Origin of the sequence: Pseudomonas campi (assembly GCF_013200955.2) — a bacterium.
In the GTDB taxonomy this organism is placed as follows: Bacteria; Pseudomonadota; Gammaproteobacteria; order Pseudomonadales; family Pseudomonadaceae; genus Aquipseudomonas; species Aquipseudomonas campi.
Genome location: NZ_CP053697.2, coordinates 462,137 through 481,831 on the forward strand (window position 1 = coordinate 462,137; position 19,695 = coordinate 481,831).

The 19,695-nt window shown below is 66.1% G+C and carries 20 protein-coding genes; 12 read left to right on the top strand and 8 right to left on the bottom strand.

The features are described from left to right. The first annotated feature begins 232 nt into the window (after window positions 1-232). The 5 genes from HNE05_RS01985 to HNE05_RS02005 all read left to right on the top strand — a co-directional run bounded on the left by HNE05_RS01985 (window position 233) and on the right by HNE05_RS02005 (window position 6,443). Window positions 233-2,170 carry a phytase gene (locus tag HNE05_RS01985; protein ID WP_173211508.1) on the top strand — a complete coding sequence of 646 codons (1,938 nt, stop codon included), beginning with the start codon at window positions 233-235 and terminating at the stop codon, window positions 2,168-2,170. A 238-nt stretch (window positions 2,171-2,408) separates the two neighbouring features. Next, entirely contained in the window at window positions 2,409-3,116 is a 708-nt protein-coding gene (tolQ, locus tag HNE05_RS01990; RefSeq protein ID WP_173211509.1) for a protein TolQ, read from the top strand. Window positions 3,117-3,126: 10 nt separating this feature from the next. Further along, complete coding sequence (gene tolR / locus HNE05_RS01995; RefSeq protein ID WP_160488347.1) at window positions 3,127-3,570, top strand: protein TolR; 444 nt, start codon at window positions 3,127-3,129, stop codon at window positions 3,568-3,570. Continuing rightward, the gene (locus tag HNE05_RS02000) at window positions 3,567-4,355 is read left to right on the top strand and encodes an energy transducer TonB (protein WP_173211510.1); all 789 of its coding nucleotides are present in this window, start codon (window positions 3,567-3,569) and stop codon (window positions 4,353-4,355) included. Before tolR ends, HNE05_RS02000 begins: the two co-directional genes overlap by 4 nt. Window positions 4,356-4,487: 132 nt before the next feature. Then, window positions 4,488-6,443, top strand: a complete 1,956-nt coding sequence (locus tag HNE05_RS02005; protein WP_173211511.1) for a PhoX family protein — start codon at window positions 4,488-4,490, stop codon at window positions 6,441-6,443. Between the two features lie 117 nt (window positions 6,444-6,560). Here the strand turns inward: HNE05_RS02005 and HNE05_RS02010 are convergent, their stop codons facing one another. Next, window positions 6,561-7,208 (bottom strand): hypothetical protein, encoded by a 648-nt coding sequence (locus HNE05_RS02010; protein WP_173211512.1) that lies wholly within the window; start codon window positions 7,206-7,208, stop codon window positions 6,561-6,563. 140 nt (window positions 7,209-7,348) lie between these two features. Between HNE05_RS02010 and HNE05_RS02015 the strand changes: the two genes are divergently transcribed. The 3 genes from HNE05_RS02015 to HNE05_RS02025 all read left to right on the top strand — a co-directional run bounded on the left by HNE05_RS02015 (window position 7,349) and on the right by HNE05_RS02025 (window position 9,137). Continuing rightward, window positions 7,349-7,726 carry a hypothetical protein gene (locus HNE05_RS02015; RefSeq protein ID WP_173211513.1) on the top strand — a complete coding sequence of 126 codons (378 nt, stop codon included), beginning with the start codon at window positions 7,349-7,351 and terminating at the stop codon, window positions 7,724-7,726. A 49-nt stretch (window positions 7,727-7,775) separates the two neighbouring features. After that, window positions 7,776-8,189 carry a group II truncated hemoglobin gene (locus HNE05_RS02020; RefSeq protein WP_173211514.1) on the top strand — a complete coding sequence of 138 codons (414 nt, stop codon included), beginning with the start codon at window positions 7,776-7,778 and terminating at the stop codon, window positions 8,187-8,189. Between the two features lie 174 nt (window positions 8,190-8,363). Continuing rightward, a complete protein-coding gene (locus tag HNE05_RS02025) occupies window positions 8,364-9,137 on the top strand; it encodes a substrate-binding periplasmic protein (protein ID WP_180889168.1) in 774 nt (257 codons plus the stop codon). Window positions 9,138-9,143: 6 nt separating this feature from the next. On the opposite strand, the gene HNE05_RS02030 is transcribed toward HNE05_RS02025, so the two are convergent. Beyond that, entirely contained in the window at window positions 9,144-10,073 is a 930-nt protein-coding gene (locus HNE05_RS02030) for an ion channel (protein ID WP_173211516.1), read from the bottom strand. A gap of 163 nt (window positions 10,074-10,236) precedes the next feature. Between HNE05_RS02030 and HNE05_RS02035 the strand changes: the two genes are divergently transcribed. After that, window positions 10,237-11,721, top strand: coding sequence for a flagellin N-terminal helical domain-containing protein (locus HNE05_RS02035; protein ID WP_173211517.1), 1,485 nt, complete (start codon window positions 10,237-10,239; stop codon window positions 11,719-11,721). Between the two features lie 149 nt (window positions 11,722-11,870). Here HNE05_RS02035 and HNE05_RS02040 read toward each other — a convergent pair whose 3' ends face one another. Both HNE05_RS02040 and HNE05_RS02045 read right to left on the bottom strand, forming a co-directional pair. Next, window positions 11,871-12,647: a hypothetical protein gene (locus tag HNE05_RS02040; RefSeq protein ID WP_173211518.1), complete on the bottom strand. Its 777-nt coding sequence runs from the start codon at window positions 12,645-12,647 to the stop codon at window positions 11,871-11,873. Window positions 12,648-12,784: 137 nt separating this feature from the next. After that, entirely contained in the window at window positions 12,785-13,345 is a 561-nt protein-coding gene (locus tag HNE05_RS02045; protein ID WP_173211519.1) for an NADPH-dependent FMN reductase, read from the bottom strand. A 155-nt stretch (window positions 13,346-13,500) separates the two neighbouring features. Here HNE05_RS02045 and HNE05_RS02050 point away from each other — a divergent pair, with 155 nt between their 5' ends. Next, the gene (locus tag HNE05_RS02050; RefSeq protein ID WP_173211520.1) at window positions 13,501-14,538 is read left to right on the top strand and encodes an RbmA family biofilm matrix protein; all 1,038 of its coding nucleotides are present in this window, start codon (window positions 13,501-13,503) and stop codon (window positions 14,536-14,538) included. A gap of 81 nt (window positions 14,539-14,619) precedes the next feature. Then, on the top strand, window positions 14,620-14,943 hold the full coding sequence (locus HNE05_RS02055; protein ID WP_173211521.1) for a hypothetical protein: 324 nt from the start codon (window positions 14,620-14,622) through the stop codon (window positions 14,941-14,943). A 179-nt stretch (window positions 14,944-15,122) separates the two neighbouring features. Here HNE05_RS02055 and HNE05_RS02060 read toward each other — a convergent pair whose 3' ends face one another. The 4 genes from HNE05_RS02060 to HNE05_RS02075 all read right to left on the bottom strand — a co-directional run bounded on the left by HNE05_RS02060 (window position 15,123) and on the right by HNE05_RS02075 (window position 18,393). Further along, window positions 15,123-15,554 carry a PaaI family thioesterase gene (locus tag HNE05_RS02060; protein ID WP_160080221.1) on the bottom strand — a complete coding sequence of 144 codons (432 nt, stop codon included), beginning with the start codon at window positions 15,552-15,554 and terminating at the stop codon, window positions 15,123-15,125. A gap of 267 nt (window positions 15,555-15,821) precedes the next feature. After that, window positions 15,822-16,709, bottom strand: a complete 888-nt coding sequence (locus tag HNE05_RS02065) for an alpha/beta hydrolase family protein (RefSeq protein WP_173211522.1) — start codon at window positions 16,707-16,709, stop codon at window positions 15,822-15,824. Next, window positions 16,699-17,298, bottom strand: a complete 600-nt coding sequence (locus HNE05_RS02070) for a TetR/AcrR family transcriptional regulator (RefSeq protein WP_219637212.1) — start codon at window positions 17,296-17,298, stop codon at window positions 16,699-16,701. Before HNE05_RS02070 ends, HNE05_RS02065 begins: the two co-directional genes overlap by 11 nt. Window positions 17,299-17,499: 201 nt before the next feature. Then, complete coding sequence (locus HNE05_RS02075; protein WP_173211523.1) at window positions 17,500-18,393, bottom strand: LysR family transcriptional regulator; 894 nt, start codon at window positions 18,391-18,393, stop codon at window positions 17,500-17,502. A 193-nt stretch (window positions 18,394-18,586) separates the two neighbouring features. On the opposite strand from HNE05_RS02075, the gene HNE05_RS02080 reads away from it, so the two are divergent. Continuing rightward, the gene (locus tag HNE05_RS02080; RefSeq protein WP_173211524.1) at window positions 18,587-19,660 is read left to right on the top strand and encodes a polyamine ABC transporter substrate-binding protein; all 1,074 of its coding nucleotides are present in this window, start codon (window positions 18,587-18,589) and stop codon (window positions 19,658-19,660) included. Window positions 19,661-19,695 lie beyond the last annotated feature (35 nt).

Consider the following 19,695-nt stretch of genomic DNA (forward strand, 5'->3'; position numbering starts at 1 on the left):
GCGTCGGCCATGCGTCGTTGGAACCGGCCTCGGGATGCTCATTTACAACTCGTAAATTCCGCTCCCTCGGCCGCTTCCGCCTAGCCTGGCTCTAGCTCGCGAGGTCTTGCACCGATGCGCGGTCAGCCCCCTCTCCCGCTTGCGGGAGAGGGCGTGGGGAGAGGGCCGGCGCCGCCCCTTGCCCCGAGCCGTTACTGCGCCCACACGCTTCGCTACAAGGACATCTCACCGCATGAATCCGCTGTTCACCCGTACCCTGCTGCTCGCCAGCCTGGCCCTGGCCGGTTGCGACCAGCTGCCGCCACTGGCCTCCGCCGCCAGCCCGAGCCTGGCCCTCAGCCCTTGGGGCGCCTCGGCCAAGGTCAAGGCTGAAGACCTGCGCTTCGTCCCCGCCGAGCTGAGTGGCGGCGCCGACCTGCGCATCGCCGCCAGCGAGCGCAACGGCCTGCTCCTGCTCGATGGCGAGGGCGCCGAGCTGGCGCGCTTGCCCGGTTCCTATTCCGGCCTGGACAGTCGCAGCGCCGGCCAGCAGCTGATCGTCGCCAGCCTGGATAACGCCACCCAGCAGGCCGCCCTGGTCAGCCTGGATACCGCCGGCAAGCAGTGGAGCCGCCCACAGCTGCTGCCGGTGCGTGACTACGCCATCAGCGGCCTGTGCCTGTACCGCGACGACGCGGCCAACCTCTATCTGTTCCTGATCGGCGAAGACGGCCAGGGCGAGCAGTGGCTGGTCGGCGCCGGCAACCAGTTGAACACCGAGGCCCAGCGCGTGCGCGGCCTGCCGCTGCCGCCGCAGGCCGAATACTGCCAGGCCGACGACGCCGGCAACCGGCTGTTCGTCAACGAGGAGAACGTCGGCCTGTGGGCCTACCCGGCTCATCCGGAAGCCGACGCCAGCCGCGTGCCGGTGGATATCCGCGCGCCATTCGGCAATCTCAAGGACAGCGCCGGGGCCATGGTCAGCGTGCCGGGCGGCCTGCTGGGCCTGGACCCCGGCGCCGCCGAGCTGAACCTCTACCAGCAGCAGGATGAAGCCTGGCAGCACGTCTCCAGCCTGCCGCTGAAGGGCCTGGATGAGCCCGAGCGCCTGGCCGTGCGCAGTTCCGAAAAAGGTTTGGAACTGCTGGTGCAGGACGACGGCGCCGGGCGCTTCTACCAGGGCGAACTGAACTGGCAGCCTGTCGCCGTTGAGCTGCCACCGGTGTTGCCGAGTATCCCGGCCCTGCGCCAGAGCGAGCCAGTCGGTCGCCACGGCGACGCCGCCGATGACCCGGCAATCTGGGTGCACCCCGAGCAGCCGGCGCTGTCGCGCGTGCTCGGCACCAACAAGAAGCAGGGCCTGCTGGCCTACGACCTGGACGGCAGGCTGCTGCAGGAACTGCCGGTCGGCCGTCTGAATAACGTCGATGTGCGCGCCGGTTTCGACCTCGGCGGCACTCAGGTCGACCTGGCCGTAGCCAGCAACCGCGACCACGACAGCATCCACCTGTTCGCCATCGACCGGGTCAGCGGCGAGCTGCGCGAGTCTGGCGAGATCCGCACGCCGATCAAGGAAATCTACGGCATCTGTCTGTTCCAGCCGGCGCCCGGCGAGCTGTATGCCTTCGCCAACGGCAAGGATGGCAGCTTCCTGCAGTACCGCCTGGACGGCGCTAGCGGTGAGATCAAGGGCGAGCTGGTACGGCGTTTCGCGGTGGACAGCCAGCCCGAGGGCTGCGTCGCCGACGACCAGCGTCAGCGCCTGTTCCTAGGCGAGGAAGACGCCGGCGTGTGGGCCGTGGATGCCCGCGCCGATGCGCCGGCCGAGCTGGTCAGCGTGCTGGCGGTGGGCGAGGTGCTCAAGGCCGATGTCGAGGGCCTCGGCCTGTACCAAGCCGGCGCGCAGGACTACCTGGTGATCTCCAGCCAGGGCAACGACAGCTACGTGGTGCTCGATGCCGAGCCGCCCTATGCGCTCAAGGGCGCCTTCCGCGTCGGCCTCAACGGCGCCCTGGGCATCGACGGCGCCTCCGAGACCGACGGCCTGGAGGTCAGCGCCGCCAACCTCGGCGGCCCCTGGAGCGACGGCATGCTGGTGGTGCAGGACGGCCGCAAGCGCATGCCCGAGCAGACGCAGAACTTCAAGCTGGTGCCCTGGAGCGAGGTAGCCCGGACGCTGAGCCTGGACTGATACCGTTCTCCGTAGGAGCCAGCTTGCTGGCGATCCTCCGTGACTCCGGTCGGGTACTGATCGCCAGCAAGCTGGCTCCTACAAAAAAGCGCTGTCATCAGCCGGTAACCGCAACGTAATCGAATAACCCCAGACTCCGCGCCGCCGTTGCCCCTCTCCCGCTTGCGGGAGAGGACCGGGGAGAGGGGAGAAACCACCGGCCAGCCATTGGCCCGTGCCGAAATACAGGAGCCCCACCATGCACCCCACCCTCGAACAGATGACCGTCTGGAGCCTGATCGGCGACGCCAGCCTGCTGGTCAAACTGGTCATGCTCATCCTGCTCGGCGCCTCGCTGGCCAGCTGGTACCTGATCGTCCAGCGCAGCCTGCTGCTGGGCCGCAGCGAACGCCTGCTGAAGGATTTCCAGAAGCGCTTCCGCCAGCAGGGCGACCTCGCCGCGCTGTACCGCGAAGGCGGCGACAGCATCGACAGCGATGCCGCGCTGGAGCAGATCTTCCGTGCCGGCTACAACGAATTTGCCCACCTCAAACGCGAGCCCGGTATCAGCGGCGAGGCGGTGATCGACGGCGTCGAGCGCAGCCTGCTGGTGGCTATATCCGAGCAGGAAGAGCGCCTGGAGAAGGGCCTGCCGTTCCTCGCCACGGTCGGCTCGGTCAGCCCCTATATCGGCCTGTTCGGCACCGTGTGGGGGATCATGAATTCCTTCATCGGTCTGTCCCAGGTACAGCAGGCGACCCTCAGCACCGTCGCGCCGGGCATCGCCGAGGCGCTGATCGCCACCGCCATCGGCCTGTTCGCGGCGATCCCCGCGGTGATCGCCTACAACCGCTTCGCCGCCCGCGTGGCCACCCTCAGCACGCGCTTCTACGCCTTCGGCAACGAACTGCAGGCGCGTTTGCATCGCAAGCTGCAGGCCGCGCCGGGCATCGCCCAGGCCGCCTGAGGAGAGCCCCATGCGCAAGCCGCAGAACAAGCACGGCCCCAAGGCCGAGATGAACGTGGTGCCCTATATCGACGTGATGCTGGTGCTGCTGGTGATCTTTATGGTCACCGCGCCGATGCTCACCCAGGGAGTCAAGGTCGAGCTGCCCAAGGTCGCCGCCGAAGCGCTGCCGACCGATAGCCAGCAGCGGGTGCTGACCCTCTCGGTCAAGGTCGATGGCAGCTACTACTGGAACCTCGGCAGCGAGCTGGATACCCAGAGCCAGACCGACAGCGCGGTGAACCTGGAGGAGATGCGCAGCAAGGTCGGCGCGCTGATCGCCGCCCATGGCGACACCCAGGTGTATATCCGCGCCGACGGCGGCGCCGACTACGCCACGGTGGTGGCCGGCATGGCCGCGCTGCAGCAGGGCGGAGTGAGCAACCTCGGCCTGATCACCGAGGCGCCGCAATGAGCAGCGCGCTGATGCCCGCGCCCAGCCTGGCCCTGCCGGCGCTGCCCAGCCCCGCCTGGCTGCGCAATGCCGGTGCGGCCGTGGTGGCAGTCGGTCTGCATGCGCTGGTGCTGGGCCTGCTGCTGTTTCACTGGCCGGACACTACGCCCGAGCCACCGCAGGTGCGCACCCTGACCACCCGCCTGATCAGCCTGGCGCCGCCGGCTCCCCCCGCGCCGCCACAGCCCGAAATGGTTGTTGCGCCGCCGGTGCCGCTGGAGCCAGTCAAGCCGGTTGAAGCGCCTAAGCCTGATCCGCGCATTCAGCAGCAGAAGCTGGAACAGGCCGCCCTGGCGCGTAAGCGGGTCGAGGAGCAGAAGCGCGATGAGCAGCGCCAGGAACAGCAGCGTATCGAGCAGCAACGGCTGGAGCAGCAGCGTCGCGAAGCCGAGGCGCAAGCGCAGCAGCAACGTCTGGCCGAACAGCAGGCCCAGGCCGCCGAGCGCGCCCGTCAGGTCGAAGCCGCGGCAGCCGCCAGCCGCCAGTACCTGCCGATTGCCAAGGACGCGCCGGATTACCCGGAACGCGCCCTCGACAAGGGCATCCAGGGCGACTGCACCGTCAGCTACCGGGTCAACCCGCAAGGCCGGGTGGAGAACCCGCAGGTGGTGGGCGACTGCCACCCGCTGTTCATTCGCCCGTCACTTTCCGCCGCTAAAAGCTTCCGCTACCAGCCACGCATCGTCGATGGCCAGGCGGTGGCCGTGGAAGGGGTGAAGAACACCTTCCACTACCGCATCGAATAAACCCCGCCCCGCCCGGACAACCCCCTCTCCCATTTATGGGGGAGGGCCGGGGAGAGGGCAGCAGACAACACCGATCCGTAGCCCGGATGCAATCCGGGACAACCCCACCTCCGTCAAGATCGAGACCCCGTGATGAGCCACGAGCACAGCCACTTCCACGCCAGCCTGGAAGCCCACGACGACATCGCCATCAACCCCAGCGCCAACCCGCCGCTGGCCGAGCTGATCAACCCGGCGCGGCGCAACGTGCTCAAGGGCGGCCTGAGCCTCGCCGCCCTCGGCTTCTTCGCCGGCGGCATCAGCGCCTGCAGCAAGGCCGGCGCCAGCCCGCTGCTCGGCTTCCAGGGCGTGCCAGTGCAGATCGACCCGCAGTTCGACCGCGTGCTGGTGGCCGAGGGCTACCGCGCCGTGCCGTTCTTTTCCTGGGGCGATCCGGTGGAAGCCGGCGCGCCGGCCTGGAACCCGGACGCCAGCGACGACTGGCAGGCCCAGCTCAAGCAGGCCGGGGACAACCACGACGGCATGGACTTCTTCGCCTTCCCCGGCGAAACCGAGCGCGGCCTGCTGGTGATGAACCACGAATACGTCAACCCGCCGCTGCACCCGTCCGGGCAGATCGACCAGACCAAACCACGGCCGCTGGCCGAGGTGCGCAAGGAACAGGCCGCCCACGGCGTTTCGGTGATCGAGGTGAAAAAGGGCGCCGACGGCCACTGGCAGCGGGTCATGGACTCGCCCTACAACCGCCGCATCAGCATGCTCACCGCCATGCGCATCGCCGGCCCGCTGGCCGGGCTCGACGTGATGAAAACCGTCAGCGACCCCAGTGGCCTGGAAGTGTTCGGCACCCTCAACAACTGCGCCACCGGCGTCACGCCCTGGGGCACCTTCCTCACCTGCGAGGAGAACTGGCACAACTACTTCATCAACCGCGATAAACAAGATTACGAGGCCAGGGTTTCGCACAAACGCTACGGCCTGGCCAAGGAAGGCACGAGCAAGAACTACGCCTGGGAAACCGCCGACCCGCGCTTCGACGCCACGCCCTATGCCGACCAGGCCCATGGCGGCCACGTCAACGAGCCGCACCGCTTCGGCTGGGTGGTCGAGATCGATCCGTTCGACCCCAAGGCGCAGCCGATCAAGCGCACCGCCTTCGGTCGCATCGGGCGTGAGTGCGCGGCGCTGAGCCTGGGCGCGGACGGGCGCATGGCCTTCTACTCCGGCGATGACGCCAAGGGCGAGTACGTCTACAAGTTCGTCCCCGCCGGGCGCTTCGACGCTTCCCAGCCCCAGGCCAACCGCGACCTGCTGGATCAGGGCACCCTGTACGTTGCGCGCTTCGACGCCGATGGCAGCGGCCAGTGGCTGGCGCTGGTGCATGGGCAGAACGGTCTGACCGTGGACAACGGCTTCGCCGATCAGGCCGAGGTGTTGCTCAACGCCCGCGCCGCTGCCGACCGCGCCGGCGCCACGCCGATGGACCGCCCCGAGTGGGCCGCCGTGCATCCCAAGACCCGCGAGGTCTACGTGGCCCTGACCAACAACGACGGCCGTGGTGCCAAGCAGCCCACCGACAAGGCCAACCCGCGCCCGCAGAACCTGCACGGCCAGGTGCTGCGCTTCAACGAACAGAACGCCGACCCGACCGCCACCGCCTTCACCTGGGAGCTGTTCCTGCTGGCCGGCGAGAATCGGGGTGCCAAGGGCCAGGATGGCCAGCCAGTACCGGTCAACCTCACCGGCACCATCAATGGCGACCTGTTCTCCTCGCCGGACGGCCTGGCCTTCGATGCCGCCGGGCGCCTGTGGATCCAGACCGACTACGACGACAGCGAAGCGCCGATGCAGGCCATGGGCTGCAACCAGCTGCTCTGCGCCGACCCGGCCACCCGCGAAGTACGCCGCTTCCTGGTCGGCCCGCGCGGCTGCGAAGTCACCGGCCTGGCCTGGAGCCCGGACGGCAAGGCCATGTGGGCGAACATCCAGCACCCCGGCATCAGCTTCCCGGCCAGCGACGGCAAGACCCGCCCGCGCTCGACCACGCTGCTGATCACCAAGCTGGATGGTGGGGTGATCGGTAGCTGAGGCGAGGGCGCGGTAGGGCGGGTGCAACCCGCGTGTCTGGTGCTCTGAACACGGCGCGCAGCCGGCGGTGACATGGCTATCGCGGCTGAAGCCGATCCTGCGGGAGAGGCGGCTGGCTCAGGGCTGGCGCGTGGCGCTGTGACAGTGGGCCAGCAGTTGCGCCAGGCCGGCCCGATAGGTGGCGGCGTCCATTTCGCAGCTGTGTTTGCTGATGGTGTAGGCCAGCCCGAGGCGCTGCTGGGCGCGGCTGGCCAGGCGGTAGAAATGCGCGCTTTCGGCCACGCATTCGAGCTGGCCCCAGGCGATGCGCTGTTGCTGGCCGTCAGGCGTGCTGACCAGTACGCCCTGTTCTTCGAGCGTCCACACATGCAGGCCGCGCAGCCGAGGCAGACTCTTGCTCAGTTGCTGACGCAGGCTGCGTTCCAGGCGCGCGGCGCTGTGCTGGCGAATGCGCGCACTGCGGGGTTGGCCGGCCTGCACGGCGCGTTGCAGCCAGGGCGCGGCAACGCGACGCCACAGCAGGAGCACCAGGCCGATCACCAGCAGCGTGGCGATGCTGCTGGGCGCGCTATAGCCGCCCTGCACAAGCAGCGGCAGCAGAGCGAGTAGCAGCACGATCAGACCCAGGGTCAGCGGGGCGAGCAGGCGTGCCTGCCAGTGCGCCAGGCGTTCAAAGGTCTGCTCATGGCTCGCCAGGCGGCAGGCAATGATGTCCTCGGTCAGTTGGTGCAGCTCGGCAGCATCCATGCTGAAACGCAGTTCCATCAGTTTTCCTTGGTGAGCGTTGGGTGTGGGCCAGTGTCGCATGCTTGGCGCGAGCCTACCGCTAGTTGATACAGATCAACCGCACTCTGGGCGAGGGGCCTAAAGTTAAGACTCCACGTTGCTTCGCAGAGGATTTGCAGATGAACAGATCAATACGCCTGGGCAGCCTTCTTGTGCTGCTCGCAGCCGGCAGCAGCTGGGCCGCGACCGATGCCACGACCGAGCAGCAGTGGCAGCAGCACATGAGCGAAATGCAGCAGATGCATCAGAAATGGATGGCCGGCAAGACCCCGGAAGAGCGGCAGAAGCTGATGCAGGAGCACCAGCAGGCCATGGGTGGCGGCATGCAGATGATGGGCGGTTGCCCCATGCACGGCGGCAAGCAGGGCATGCCAATGGGGCACGGCATGGGCATGATGCAGCTGGACACGGTGGAACAGGTGGATCAGCGTATCCAGCACATGGGGCAGATGATCGAGCAGCTGCGCGCCCACCGGGCGATGCTGGAGAAGTCCTGATCGGTTCTGCAACGACAGGCCAAACAGGTTCTGGGCAAGAGGATGGTGCATGAGTGAGCAGTACGGTGTCGGCGACGCCTCCTACCGGGCCGCGGGTGGTCTGCAGGGCTTGCGCCGGCTGGTGGACGATTTCTATCGCTATATGGACGAACTGCCGCAGGCCGCCGAGGTGCGCGCCATGCACCCCGCCAGCCTGGCGCTGGCGCGTGACAAGCTGGCCTGCTTCCTCAGTGGCTGGCTCGGCGGACCGAAGCTGTTCGGCGAGAAGTACGGGCCGATCGCGATTCCCAGTTTCCATGCCCAGTGGCCAATTAGCGCTGAGCACGCCGAGGCCTGGCTGAGCTGCATGCAACAAGCCATCGCCGTGCAGGGCTACGCGCCCGATTTTGCCGACTATCTGCTGACCCAGCTGCGCGTGCCGGCGCAGCGCATCGTCCAGGCCAGTGCCGCGCGCCACGGCTGATTCGGCTACGAAGGCGGCTGAGCTAGAGCTGCAATTCAGTCCCCCGGCGTGCCTGCTCGCCACTGGCTATGGCGGTTTGCGCGCGGACGCAGCGCGGCCTGCTCACTGCATGCCGCTGGGCGCAGCGGCAGCCTGGATTACACTGCTGGTATCGCGCCGAAACCAGGCCTCGCCATGCTGATCCCGCTTGTCCAGCGTTATGCCCGTTCAGCCAGACTCGTTGGCCTGCTATCCACTGCGTGCGCGTTGTTCGCGCTGCTGCCGGCCGTGGCGCAGGAGTACCGCGTGGGGGTGGAGCAGGTCGATTACTACCCGATCTACTCGGTGGCCCCGCCGGACTACCAGTACCGGGGGTATGCCCGGGAGCTGCTGGATCTGTTTGCCGCTCACGAGAACATTCGCCTGCAGTACGTGGCATTGCCCGTGCGCCGGCTTTATCACTCGTACCTGGCTGGGCAACTGGATCTGGTGTTTCCGGATAACCCGCGCTGGAGCCACGCCGCACTACCGGTAAATGCCATCCATTACTCGCAGCCGGTGATCAAGTTTCAGGACGCCATGCTGGTAAAGCCGGAGCGGCTGGGGCAGCCGCGTGCCAGCTTCCGCAAGCTGGGCTTCGTGCGCGGTTTTACCCCCTGGAAGTTCCAGGCCGAAATTGCCGCCGGGCAGGTGGAAATCCATGAGGCGCCGAATCCGCAAGGACTGATCCACATGACCCTGGCCGGCTATATCGACGCGGCCAACATGGCGCAGCAGGTGGCGCACTATCACCTGGTCCGTCAGGGCCAGCCGACGGGGCTGGTGGTCGAGCCGGCACTGCTGCCGCTCAGCGACAGCTACTACCATCTGTCGAGCATCCGCCATCCCGAGCTGATCCGGCGTTTCGATGCCTTCTTGCGCAGCGAAGCGCTGGCGGTTGCCGCGCTGCAGGCCAAGTACGGTCTGTAATACCGCTCAGCGCGTCATCTTCTTCACGAACACCACGACGAACAGGGCCATGGTGAAGCTGCCGGCGAAGGCCTCCAAGGCGGCAATCGGGCGGGCCAGGCCGTGCGGTGTGATGTCGCCATAGCCCAGGGTGGTGAAGGTGACCACGCTGAAATACAGGCAGCCGGCCAGATCCGCCAGGTTGGCCAGCCAGCCGCGCTCCAGCGCCAGGCGCAGCGGCAGGTCACCGTGGCGCACGCCGACCAGGAAGTAGAGCAGGCCGCAGACGAAGATCAGGCCCAGGGAAAACAGCACCACATTCAGCGGCTTCTCGCCGTAGCCGCTGAACAGGTCGACCAGCCAGGACAGCAGGCGCTTGCCGGAGAAGCGCGGCATCTGCAGGCGGCGCATGACCATCTCGCGGTGGAAGAAGATCCCGGCCTGCTCGAACAGCCCGGCCTTCTCCAGGTGCAGGCGCAGGTTGCGGTAGGTTTCCTCGGCCTCCTCGAACAGCTGGCGGGCGGCGTCACTGTCGCCGGCACGCTGGCGTTCGCGGCCACGGCGCTCCTGCAGCAACTGGCGATCCCAGATCACATTGTCCAGGCGTGCACCGTCCAGGCGGATACCCAGCAGGTTGCAGTCGCGCAGGTCGGCGCAGTGCAGATTGGTGCCGCGCAGGTCGGCCTTCATCAGCGAGCTGCCACGCAGGTCTAGGGCAAACAGGTGGGCGTTCTGCAGATCGGCGCGGTACAGGTCGGTATCGTGTAGCTGGTAGCCGCTGCGACTGCCGTGGTTGACCAGGTCGATCCCCGCCAGCGCGGCGCGCTTGAGCTGGAAACCCCGCATCGGCTGGCCACTGCGCGCGCGGGCTTGCAGGGCGTCACCCAGGCTTTCGGCCAGGTGCGAGTCGGTTGCGCCATCGCGCCAGGCGTCGTCTTCGATCGGTTCCGCAGCCATGGGGCAATCCTCCGCTGTCTGCAGGCAAGCCTAGTTGCCCTGCGGACGAATGGCGGCTGCTCGGGCTAAAGAATCCTGCGCTACGGCCGATGTGCAGGTGTCAGCCCGAAATGGGTTGGCCGGCCTCGGCAAGGTAGCCGGCGCTGCTCAATGGACTGAATTTATGGCGTTGACCCTCAGCAATGCTTCCTCGCTCGGCATTCAGCGCAGCCTGAGTGAGACGTCGCGTGCGCTGGATGTCTCGATGCAGCGACTGTCCGCCGGTTATCGGATCAACAGCGCCAAGGACGATGCGGCCGGGCTGCAGATTGCCAACCGGCTGACCAGCCAGATCAGTGGCCTCGGTGTGGCCGTGCGCAACGCCAACGACGGCATTTCCCTGGCGCAGACCGCCGAGGGCGCGCTACAGCAGTCGACCACTATTCTCCAGCGCATGCGCGACCTGGCCCTGCAGGCGGCCAGCGGCTCGAATGGGCTCAGCGAACGCAGTGCCCTGCAGGAGGAAGTCGCGCAGCTGCAACAGGAGCTGACGCGCATCGCCGAGACCACCAGTTTCGCCGGGCGCAAGCTGCTCGACGGCAGCTTTGGCTCGCAGCTCTTCCAGGTCGGTGCCAACGCCTTCGAGACCATTGCCATTGGCCTCGGCAATTACCGCTCCGATACCCTTGGCAGCAACGTCCGCGACCTGGTCAATGGCACGCTCGGCGCCGCGACGGCGGATCAGCTCGGTGGCTTGCTGGAACAGGCCGGCACGTTGGCGGACAACGATGTCAGCAGCGAGCTGACTATTGCCGGCCGCGGCACGGCGACCTTCGATGTGGCCGGCTCGGCCAGCCAGGTGGCCCGGGCGATCAACCGGCAGAGTGAAACCACCGGCGTCACGGCCGATGCGCGAACGGTGCTGCAGCTGACATTCAGCGCCGACGACATCTACTCCTTCGAGCTGTATGGCCGCAACAGCGAGGCGGTAAGCATCCACGCCGAGGTCGAGGACGGTGATCTCGGCCTGATGGCCGAGGCGATCAACGCCCGGGCGACCACCACGGGCATCAGTGCGCGAGTCGAGGGCGACAAGCTGTGGCTGACCAGCGAGTCCGGTGACGACATCGCCATTGAGTCCTTCCTGTCGAATGCCACGGGCACCGCGCAAGCGCAGAACTTCGACTACCAAGGGCTCGAGGAACTGACGGTGGCGCTGGCGACCCTGGACGACGATTCGGCGCTGCGGGCCATTGGCGTGGTGCGTCTCACCAGTGCTGTGGCCTTCTCCAGCCAGGCCGCTGCGGCCACCCTCGACGGCAGTGTGACGTCGAATACCAGCAGCCTGGAGACGGTCGACGAACTGGATCTGCTGACGGATATCGGCGCGCAGATCGCCATCGGCGTGATCGACGGCGCGCTGATTGGCATCGACAGTAGCCGCGCCAATCTGGGGGCGATACAGAATCGCCTCGAATACACCATCGCCAACCTGGAGAACGTCGCGGAAAACCTCTCGGCGGCGCGCAGTCGCATCCGCGATACCGACTATGCGGCGGAAGTCTCGATTCTGGTCAAGAACCAGATCCTGCAGCAGGCCGCGACGGCCCTGCTGGCCCAGGCCAACCAGCGGCCGCAGGCCATTCTGAGCTTGCTGCAAGGACTCTGAACGGTTCTCTAGCCGCACACAGCGCATAGGCGTCGATGAGCTTGTACAGGAAGCTACGTACGCCGTCATTCAGGCTGGCCCTGCTCGTCGAAGAAGCTACCGGCGCCGCCCAGCTAGGCTCGCGGGCTCTTGCTGCGGTGAACGTCAGCCTAGTTGGGCGCAGCGGTAGTGCTGGACTGCTGTGGATGCAGGGTGGACAGCCCGCTCCTGGGTGTGTCTGATGAAAACCAGGCTGTCGGGATGGCGCAGACTGTCCCCTGGCAGGGGAAGGGCAGCCGGTTTTCCGCCGGGCCGTCGAGCAGTTGGTAGTGATACCAGGGCAGCAGGCCACGGCGCAGCGACAGGGTGTGGCAGGCACTGCTGTCGAAGGAGTAATAGGACAGCGCCTGGTTGTCGCCGTAGCGCAGCTGGTACTGCATGTAGGTGAAACCCTGTGTGGAGCTGTGGCGACTATGGATGGGGCCGCTGAATTCGGAGTTGCCCACGCAGTTGCTCACGGCTTCGCGGTGTACTTCCCCGGCCAGTTGCGCGTCGATGAACAGCAGCACGATCATCCCCATCAGAATGCGTGAAGCGTTGTGGGCGAAGAAGCGTAAGCGTGGGTGATCGAAGTGGGGCAGCAGGCAGAACACCAGGTAGCTGACAATCACCAGCCCACAGCCGAACTCACCCATGATGAAGTGATAGTTGAGCCAGTGCAGCAGGCGGGTGTCGTTCTGGCCGTCGACAATGACCACTCCCAGCAGGGGGATCAGCAGGAAGTTGCTGGCCACCCCGTCCTTGCCGCCACGCAGGCCGAGCCAGAGCAATTTGCCGAGGCCGTAGACGAAGATGCCGAAGAGCATGAACGGCAGCAGCGGTATGCCCAGAAAACCCGGTATGACCCAGACCTTGTCGCTGTCTGGTGCATTGTTTCCCTGTGGCATGCTGGCACTCCCTGTCCCTGACGGGCGCCGCTGGCGGATGCAGCAGGCGCGGCCGGCGATTGTAGGGCAAGCCGGTAGCCGGCAGAGCGACTCAGGTGGCAGCTTTGCCCTTTGACCGGCTCGGTCGCTGGTGCGGATCAGACCTGCACATGGCGCTCCACCCACAGCGCATAGGCGTCGATAAATTTCTGCAGGAAGCCACGCACGCCATCGTTGAGCTTGCCCTGCTCGTCGAAGAAGCTGCCGGCGCCGCCCAGGTAGGCTTCCGGCTGCTGCAGCACCGGCACGTCGAGAAATACCAGGGACTGACGCAGGTGGTGGTTGGCGCCAAAGCCGCCGACCGCGCCCGGCGAGGCGCTGAGCACGGCCCCCGGTTTGCCGCTGAACACGCTCTGGCCATAGGGCCGCGAGCCGACATCGATGGCGTTCTTCAGCGGCGCTGGCACCGAGCGGTTGTATTCCGGGGTGACGAACAGCAGCGCATCGGCGCTGTTCACCTGCTGGCGGAAGCGGGTGTAGGGCAACGGTGGCGGGCTGACGTCGATGTCTTCGTTGTACAGCGGCAAGTCGCCGATCTCGACGATGTTCAGCTGCAGCGAAGGCGGTGCCAGTTCGGCCAGGGCCATGGCCAGCTTGCGATTGATCGAGGCCTTGCGCAGGCTGCCGACGAGGACGGCGACCTTGTATAGCGTGCTCATGGGGTTTTCTCGCGGCTAGTGGGTTGAGCAGGAACTATAGACGCGCCAGTTCAAGGCCCATCTGCCACTGACGTATTGGCAACGCCCAGGGCTATGGCTACTCTGCAGCGGCCGGCGGAGTTTGCCGGCGTCAACCACTCCTCAAGGATGAAACCATGCAGACAAAGCAACTGCTTGCTTGTGCATCGCTGTGCCTCGCCAGTTCCCTCGCTCATTCGGCCGTTCTCTACGACGTCAACTTCCCTTCGCCACCGCATGTCGATGGCCAGCCGATCCTCATTGACGGTACACCCAATACACCGTCGCGGCAGAACATGGGGTCGGTGCAGATGGTCAGCAACTTTGCCGGCCAGCCGGGCAACTGGGGGGTGTTCAACCAGCCCAGTTGCGGCGCTTCCTATGACCAGATCGAGTTTTTTCTGCCGGCAGGGCAGCAGAAAATTTATCTGAGCTACGACGTACAGACGTCCTCATTGAATAACAGCGATAGCGCTTTCAGCATTTCGCTGGATAGCAAGGACTATGGCGCTCGTTCGTTGAACTTCCATGGCGGCGGGAACGACATCTATCTGTTTAATGTCGGAGGCAAAAGCAGCCGCTTTGGCTATTTCACCGATCAGCAGCTCTACCAGATCACTATCCATGGCGATGTCGCCAAGAACCTGCTGACCATCGCTATCAATGGCAACCAGGTTCACAGCAGCACTTTGGGTAGCACAACGCTGACTGGTATCCGCATGACCATGTCGCCCTGGACTGGCGCGGCAGATCAGTGCTCTCAAGCAACCGCTGCCGTCAGCAATATCAAGATCTACGAAGACCCCGCCGATCTGCAGGGGCCACCGCCGGAACCCATGCTGGGCCTGGAACTCAAACTACGCCCCGGCACGACCGATGTGCTGCCCGCCAGCGGTGGCTATATCCGCCACAGTCGGACCCTGTTCAACCGCAGTGCCAACGATCTGAGCCTCAGCTACTGGATCACCACTGAACTGCCCGACGGCACCAGCTATCCGCTGCTCTCGCCGCGCACCGTGCAGGTTCCTGCGGGCTCGAGCTTCTCCGAGCTGAAGAACTTCCTGATCCCGGCCTGGTTGCCTGCCGGTGGCTACAAGGCGCGCCTGGTGGTGGCCGATGAGGCCAGTGGCGAGCGGATCTATGCGGACCTGAACTTCAGCAAGCGCGCCGAATAAGGCGCACAAGGGCATCGGCAGTGCCGCCGGTGCCCTTGACCCCTGGCACAAATGCGCAGAAATTGACCAGGTGTCGGCGCAATGCTGACCGGTCGAACAACAGTCATCAACGGGTTGCATGCTGACCCGGACAACAACAGATTCCTTGTTTTGCCAGTTGCTGCCCAGCGCACCGGCGGCCTGTCGCTGCCGGAAAACCCTGAGGACACCGCAATGGATAGGTTTCAGTCGTTTGACCCGCGTTACCAGTTGGAGGCCGAAGAGGCCCTGGATGAGTTGATCCTGGAGGATGTGCCCGGCCGGGTGCTGATCCACGAGGAAATCCAGTTGACCCTGCAGGCCATCGAGCGCCTGGCCGGACAGCTACGTCAGCGAACGCCGCCGGGGCGTCAGCCCAGGTTCTGACGGCGGGCGCTCTACACCGGTAGAAGCCTGTTTACGATAGCCCGTAGGGTGCGCTGTGCGCACCGGAAGCCCCAGCGGGGACTGAGGTGCGCGCGGCGCACCCTACGGCAGGGCGTCCAGGTTCAAACCTGGGCAGCCCTGTTCCTCGTGCGCGCGGGGACAAGATCGGCAACCGGCGCTTAGCGCAGGATCATGCAGGTGGCGGTGCCGTAGGCGTAGAGGGTGCCGTCAGCGTCACGAATGCTGCCTTCGGAAATGACCAGGCGCGAGCTGACATTGATCACCTTGCCTTCGGCGCGCAGCGTGCGGTTGAAGGGGATGGCCTTGCTCATCTTTACGTTCAGCTCGATGGTGCCGTAGCTCTCGCCGGCGCCCAGGGCGGTGTGGGTGGCGCAGCCGGTCACCGAGTCCAGCACGGTGGCGGCAAAACCGCCGTGTACGCCACCCAGCGGGTTGGTGTGGCGCTCATCGGCGGTGACGGCGAAGACCACGCGGTTGGCCTCCACCGTCTCGACTTCCATGGGCATGGTCTTGGCAATGCCAGGCTTGGGGAAGTGCCCGGCGGCGAAGGCTTGCATGATTTCCAGGCCGGTCATCTGTTGCGGGTTCATCAGTATTTTCCTTTAGGAATGGTTTGCTGCTCTTGGCGATCAGAATCTGTTTACGATCTTCTGAATTAGAGCCAGACAAGGCGCTACGTTAGTAACAGCCTCTGGCTGATCAAAACGCCGAGGAAGCGCAGTTTACGAGCTGTAAATGAGCATGACTCGCTCCGCTCGCCCCTTCGGGGCCGCACTGAAGTGCGTTAGCCGCAAGCGGCTTGCCGAGGCCGTTTTTAACGCGGTATGGCCGCGAGTCAGGAGATCGTAAGCAGGTTCTCAGGCGGCGCGGCGATTGGTTTGCAGCTGTTCGAACCAGCCCAGCGCCTCGTCCCACAGCGGCGTGGCGCTGCTGCGGAAGTAGCCCATATGGCCAATGGCGCCGAGGCCTTCGGCCTGGGAGTCGATGGTGCGGGCCTGGTAGGGCGCGGTGCTGTAGGCGGCCATGAAGGCATCACGCGAGCTGGGTGGCGCCCACAGGTCGTCGAGGGTGTTGGCGGCGACGATCGGCGTGCGCACGTTGGCGAACTGGGCGGCCAGATGGCCCTGTTCGGGGTCGTCGAAGAAATAGCGCGGGTAGCGGCACCAGCGTTTCCACTGCTGGTACACGCCCAGCGGCAGGTCTTCGCCCATGCCCAGCTTGCTCCAGGCCAGGTAGCCCTTGCGCAGGACGATCAGCGGGCCGACCAGGTTCCACATCAGCTGCACGCGGGCGCGCTCCAGCGGCGGCATCCAGCCGTGCCAGCCGGCACCGGTGCCGAAGGTGTAGAAACCGGCGACCCGCTCGTGCCCCGGCAGCAGGCCGAAGGCATGGCCGCCGAAGGAGTGGCCGACCATGTAGGTCGGCAGGTCGTCGCCGTGCAGGTGGTCGAGGGCGGCGGCCAGGTCATGGGTGGCCCAGTCCAGGTAGCGCATATCGAAGCCGCGCAGCTGCGCCGGCTTGGACTGGCCGATGCCGCGATAGTCCAGGCTCAGGGTGCTGTAGCCGCGCTGCGCGGCATATTCGGCGAAGCGTCGGTAGAAGCCCTGCGGCACGCCGGTGGCACCGCCGATCAACAGGCGCGCGCGCGGCTGCGGCGCATGGTACAGGGTGGCGCGCAGCGGATAGCCGTCGCGGGCGCTTAGCTGCAGTTCTTCGCGGCGGATGGTGGAGTTTTCACTGGTCATGGCGGGTCTCCCGCGGGTAGTCACGCAGTAGCTGGAAAAGCGCCGCGCTGGCGCGTTGCAAGGGCTCGCCGCTACCGGCCACACGGGCCTGCAACAAGCCGCCTTCATAGAGCGAGATGAACAGATGGGCGAAGCTGTCGGCGCTGTCGGTGTTGAAGCCGACGCCCTGCAGTTGGGTCGTCAGGGTCTGGCGCAGACGGCTGAAACAGGCGGCCAGGGCGGCGCGGATCTCGACATCCTCCGGGCCGCTTTCCAGGGCCACGGTGGCCAGCGGGCAGCCGCGCTCGAAGCGACTGCCTTCCAGTTGCTGCAGGGTGTTGTCGAGCCAGCGCTGCATGGCCCGCAGGGGGTCCGGATGCTCGCGGAACAGCTGAGCGAAGAAGCTATCGGTGCGCTGGCCGATGTACTCGATGGCGGCCACCGCCAGCTCGCTCTTGCCGCCGGGGAAGTGGTGATAAAGGCTGCCCTTGGGCGCCTGGGCCTGGGCCAGCAGTTCGTTCAGGCCGGCACCATGCAGCCCCTTGCGTTGCAGGGTATCGGCCATGGTGGCGATCAGTTTGTCGCGGGTGCTGAGGTTGTGTGCGTTCATGACGCTATATGTAGACCGGTCGGTCTAGCGATGAAAAGCGTCAAATACGCCGATTCAGCGGGCGAATCGGTCGCGATCAGCCCTGCGTGGAGCTCGTCGCTCGTAGGGTGGATGACACTTTTTTCATCCACCACGGCGCCGCTCGGTGGATCGATGGAGCGCGATCCACCCTACAGGCGGACCTTCGTAGGCGTGCGAGTCTCAGGCAAAGACTGCCAGCAGGTCCTCGACCAGCGCCTGCTGCGCTTCGCTGGGCTGGCGACCGCGGTGCTGGGCCAGGCGGAATTCGACGCTGAAACCCTGCTGGTCGGGCTGCACGACCTGCAGCTGGCCACGCCCGACCCAGGGTGCGGCGATGTGCTCGGGCAGGTAGCCGATATGCGCGCCGGACAGGATAAAGGCCAGGGTGCCTTCCACCTGTTCGCAGCGCGCGCTGCTGCTGCCGGCCTGCCAGGGCTCGTCGTTGTCGAAGAAGCGGTAGGGGTGCAACACGCCGTCGCAGTGCGCCAGTTCCGCGGCCTCGACCTGCCCCCGGCCGAACAGCGGATGGCCGCGGCCGCAATACAGGTGCTGCTGCTCGACGAACAGCCGCTGGTAGTCCAGTGCGGTCTGTGCCCCGGAGAAATAGCCGATGGCCAGTTGCAGCTGGCCTTGCAGCAGGCGCCGTTCCAGTTCGGCCGGCACGGCGCTGAGCAGCTCGATCTGCACCGCCTGGTTGCGCCGGCGGAAACGCCCGATGGCCGCCGCGACCTGCTCCAGCACCTCGTCGGCCAGCGCCTCGGACAGGCCGATATGCAGCTCGCCGAGCAGCTTGTCGGCCATGCCCTGGGCCTCGCCCTTGAAGGTCTCGATGGCGCCGAACAGCTTGCGCGTGGCCGCCAGTACCTGCTCGCCCTTGGGCGTCAGGCGGAAACCGGCCTTGCCGCGCTCGCACAAGCGAAAGCCCAGGCGCGTCTCCAGCTTGGCCATTTGCGTGCTGATGGTCGATTGGCCGATCCCCAACTCGCCCTGGGCGGCACTGAAACCGCCGCTCTCCACCACGGTGACGAACAGGCGCAGCAGTTGCAGGTCGAGGTCGCGCAGTTGGCTGAGCATGGCGGTTCCAAACATCGATGAATAGCGATGCCAGAGTAGATCACTTCGTATTTATCGGAAGCAATGCCCGGCGCAGGATGCAGCCTGTAGGAGCCAGCCTGCTGGCGATCCAGCGCACACCAGGCGGCGGTGATCGCCAGCAAGCTGGCTCCTACGGAAGTCGCGCTCAGTCAGTCCAACGAGGTTGTCCACCATGCGTCTTGCTGCAAGCTTGTTCATGCTCGCCTTCGCCCTGCCGCTGCAGGCCGAGGAAAAGGTCCTCAACCTGTACAACTGGGCCGACTACGTGGCGCCCGAGGCGCTCAAACGCTTCCAGGGCGAGACCGGTATCCGGGTCAAGTACGACACCTTCGACAGCGCCGAGGTGCTGGACGCCAAGCTGCTCACTGGCGGCAGCGGCTACGACGTCGTGTTTCCCGCCTCCAGCGGCCTGGGCCGGGCGATCCAGGCCAAGGCTGTGCAACCGGTCGGCAGCCTGAGCAACGCCGGCAACCTCGACCCGGAGATGCTCGCCAAGCTGGCCTTCATTGATCCGGGCAACCGTTTCGGCGTGCCCTACACCTGGGGTACCGTCGGCCTGGGCATCAACCGCCAGGCCGTGGAGCAGCGCCTGCCCGGTGTGGCGCTGGACAGCCTCGACCTGCTGTTCAAGCCCGAATACGCCGGCAAGCTCAAGGACTGCGGCGTCGCCGTGCTCGACTCGCCGCAGGAAGTGGTGGCCATCGCCCTCAACTACCTGGGCAAGAAGCCCTACGGCGGTAATCCGGATGACCTGCAGGCGGTCAAGGCGCTGCTCGCCGCGCTGCAGCCCAACCTGCGCTACGTAGCCTCGGCGAAACACATCGACGACCTGGCCAAGGGCGAGATCTGCCTGGCGCTGACCTACACCGGCGACGCCGGCATGGCCGCCGCCCGCGCCGCCGAAGCCAAGCAGCCGTTCGAGGTGCTCTACCGCATTCCTCGCGAAGGCACGCTGATCTGGTTCGACACCATGGCCATCCCGGTGGATGCGCCGCACCCCGAGGCGGCGCGGTCCTTCATCGACTACATGCTCAAGCCCGAGGCCATCGCCGAGCTGACCAACGCGCTGTACTTCGCCAACGCTAACCGCGCGGCCACCCCGTTGCTGGACGCGGCGGTGAGCGGCGACCCGGACATCTACCCGCCACGGGTGGTGCGCGAAAAACTGTTCGCCGAGCAGATCCTGCCGCTGCGCGCCCAGCGCGAACGTACCCGGCTTTGGGCCAGCTTTCGCACCCAGTACTGAGCCCGACCCGGACCGCGTAGGAGCGAGCTCTGCTC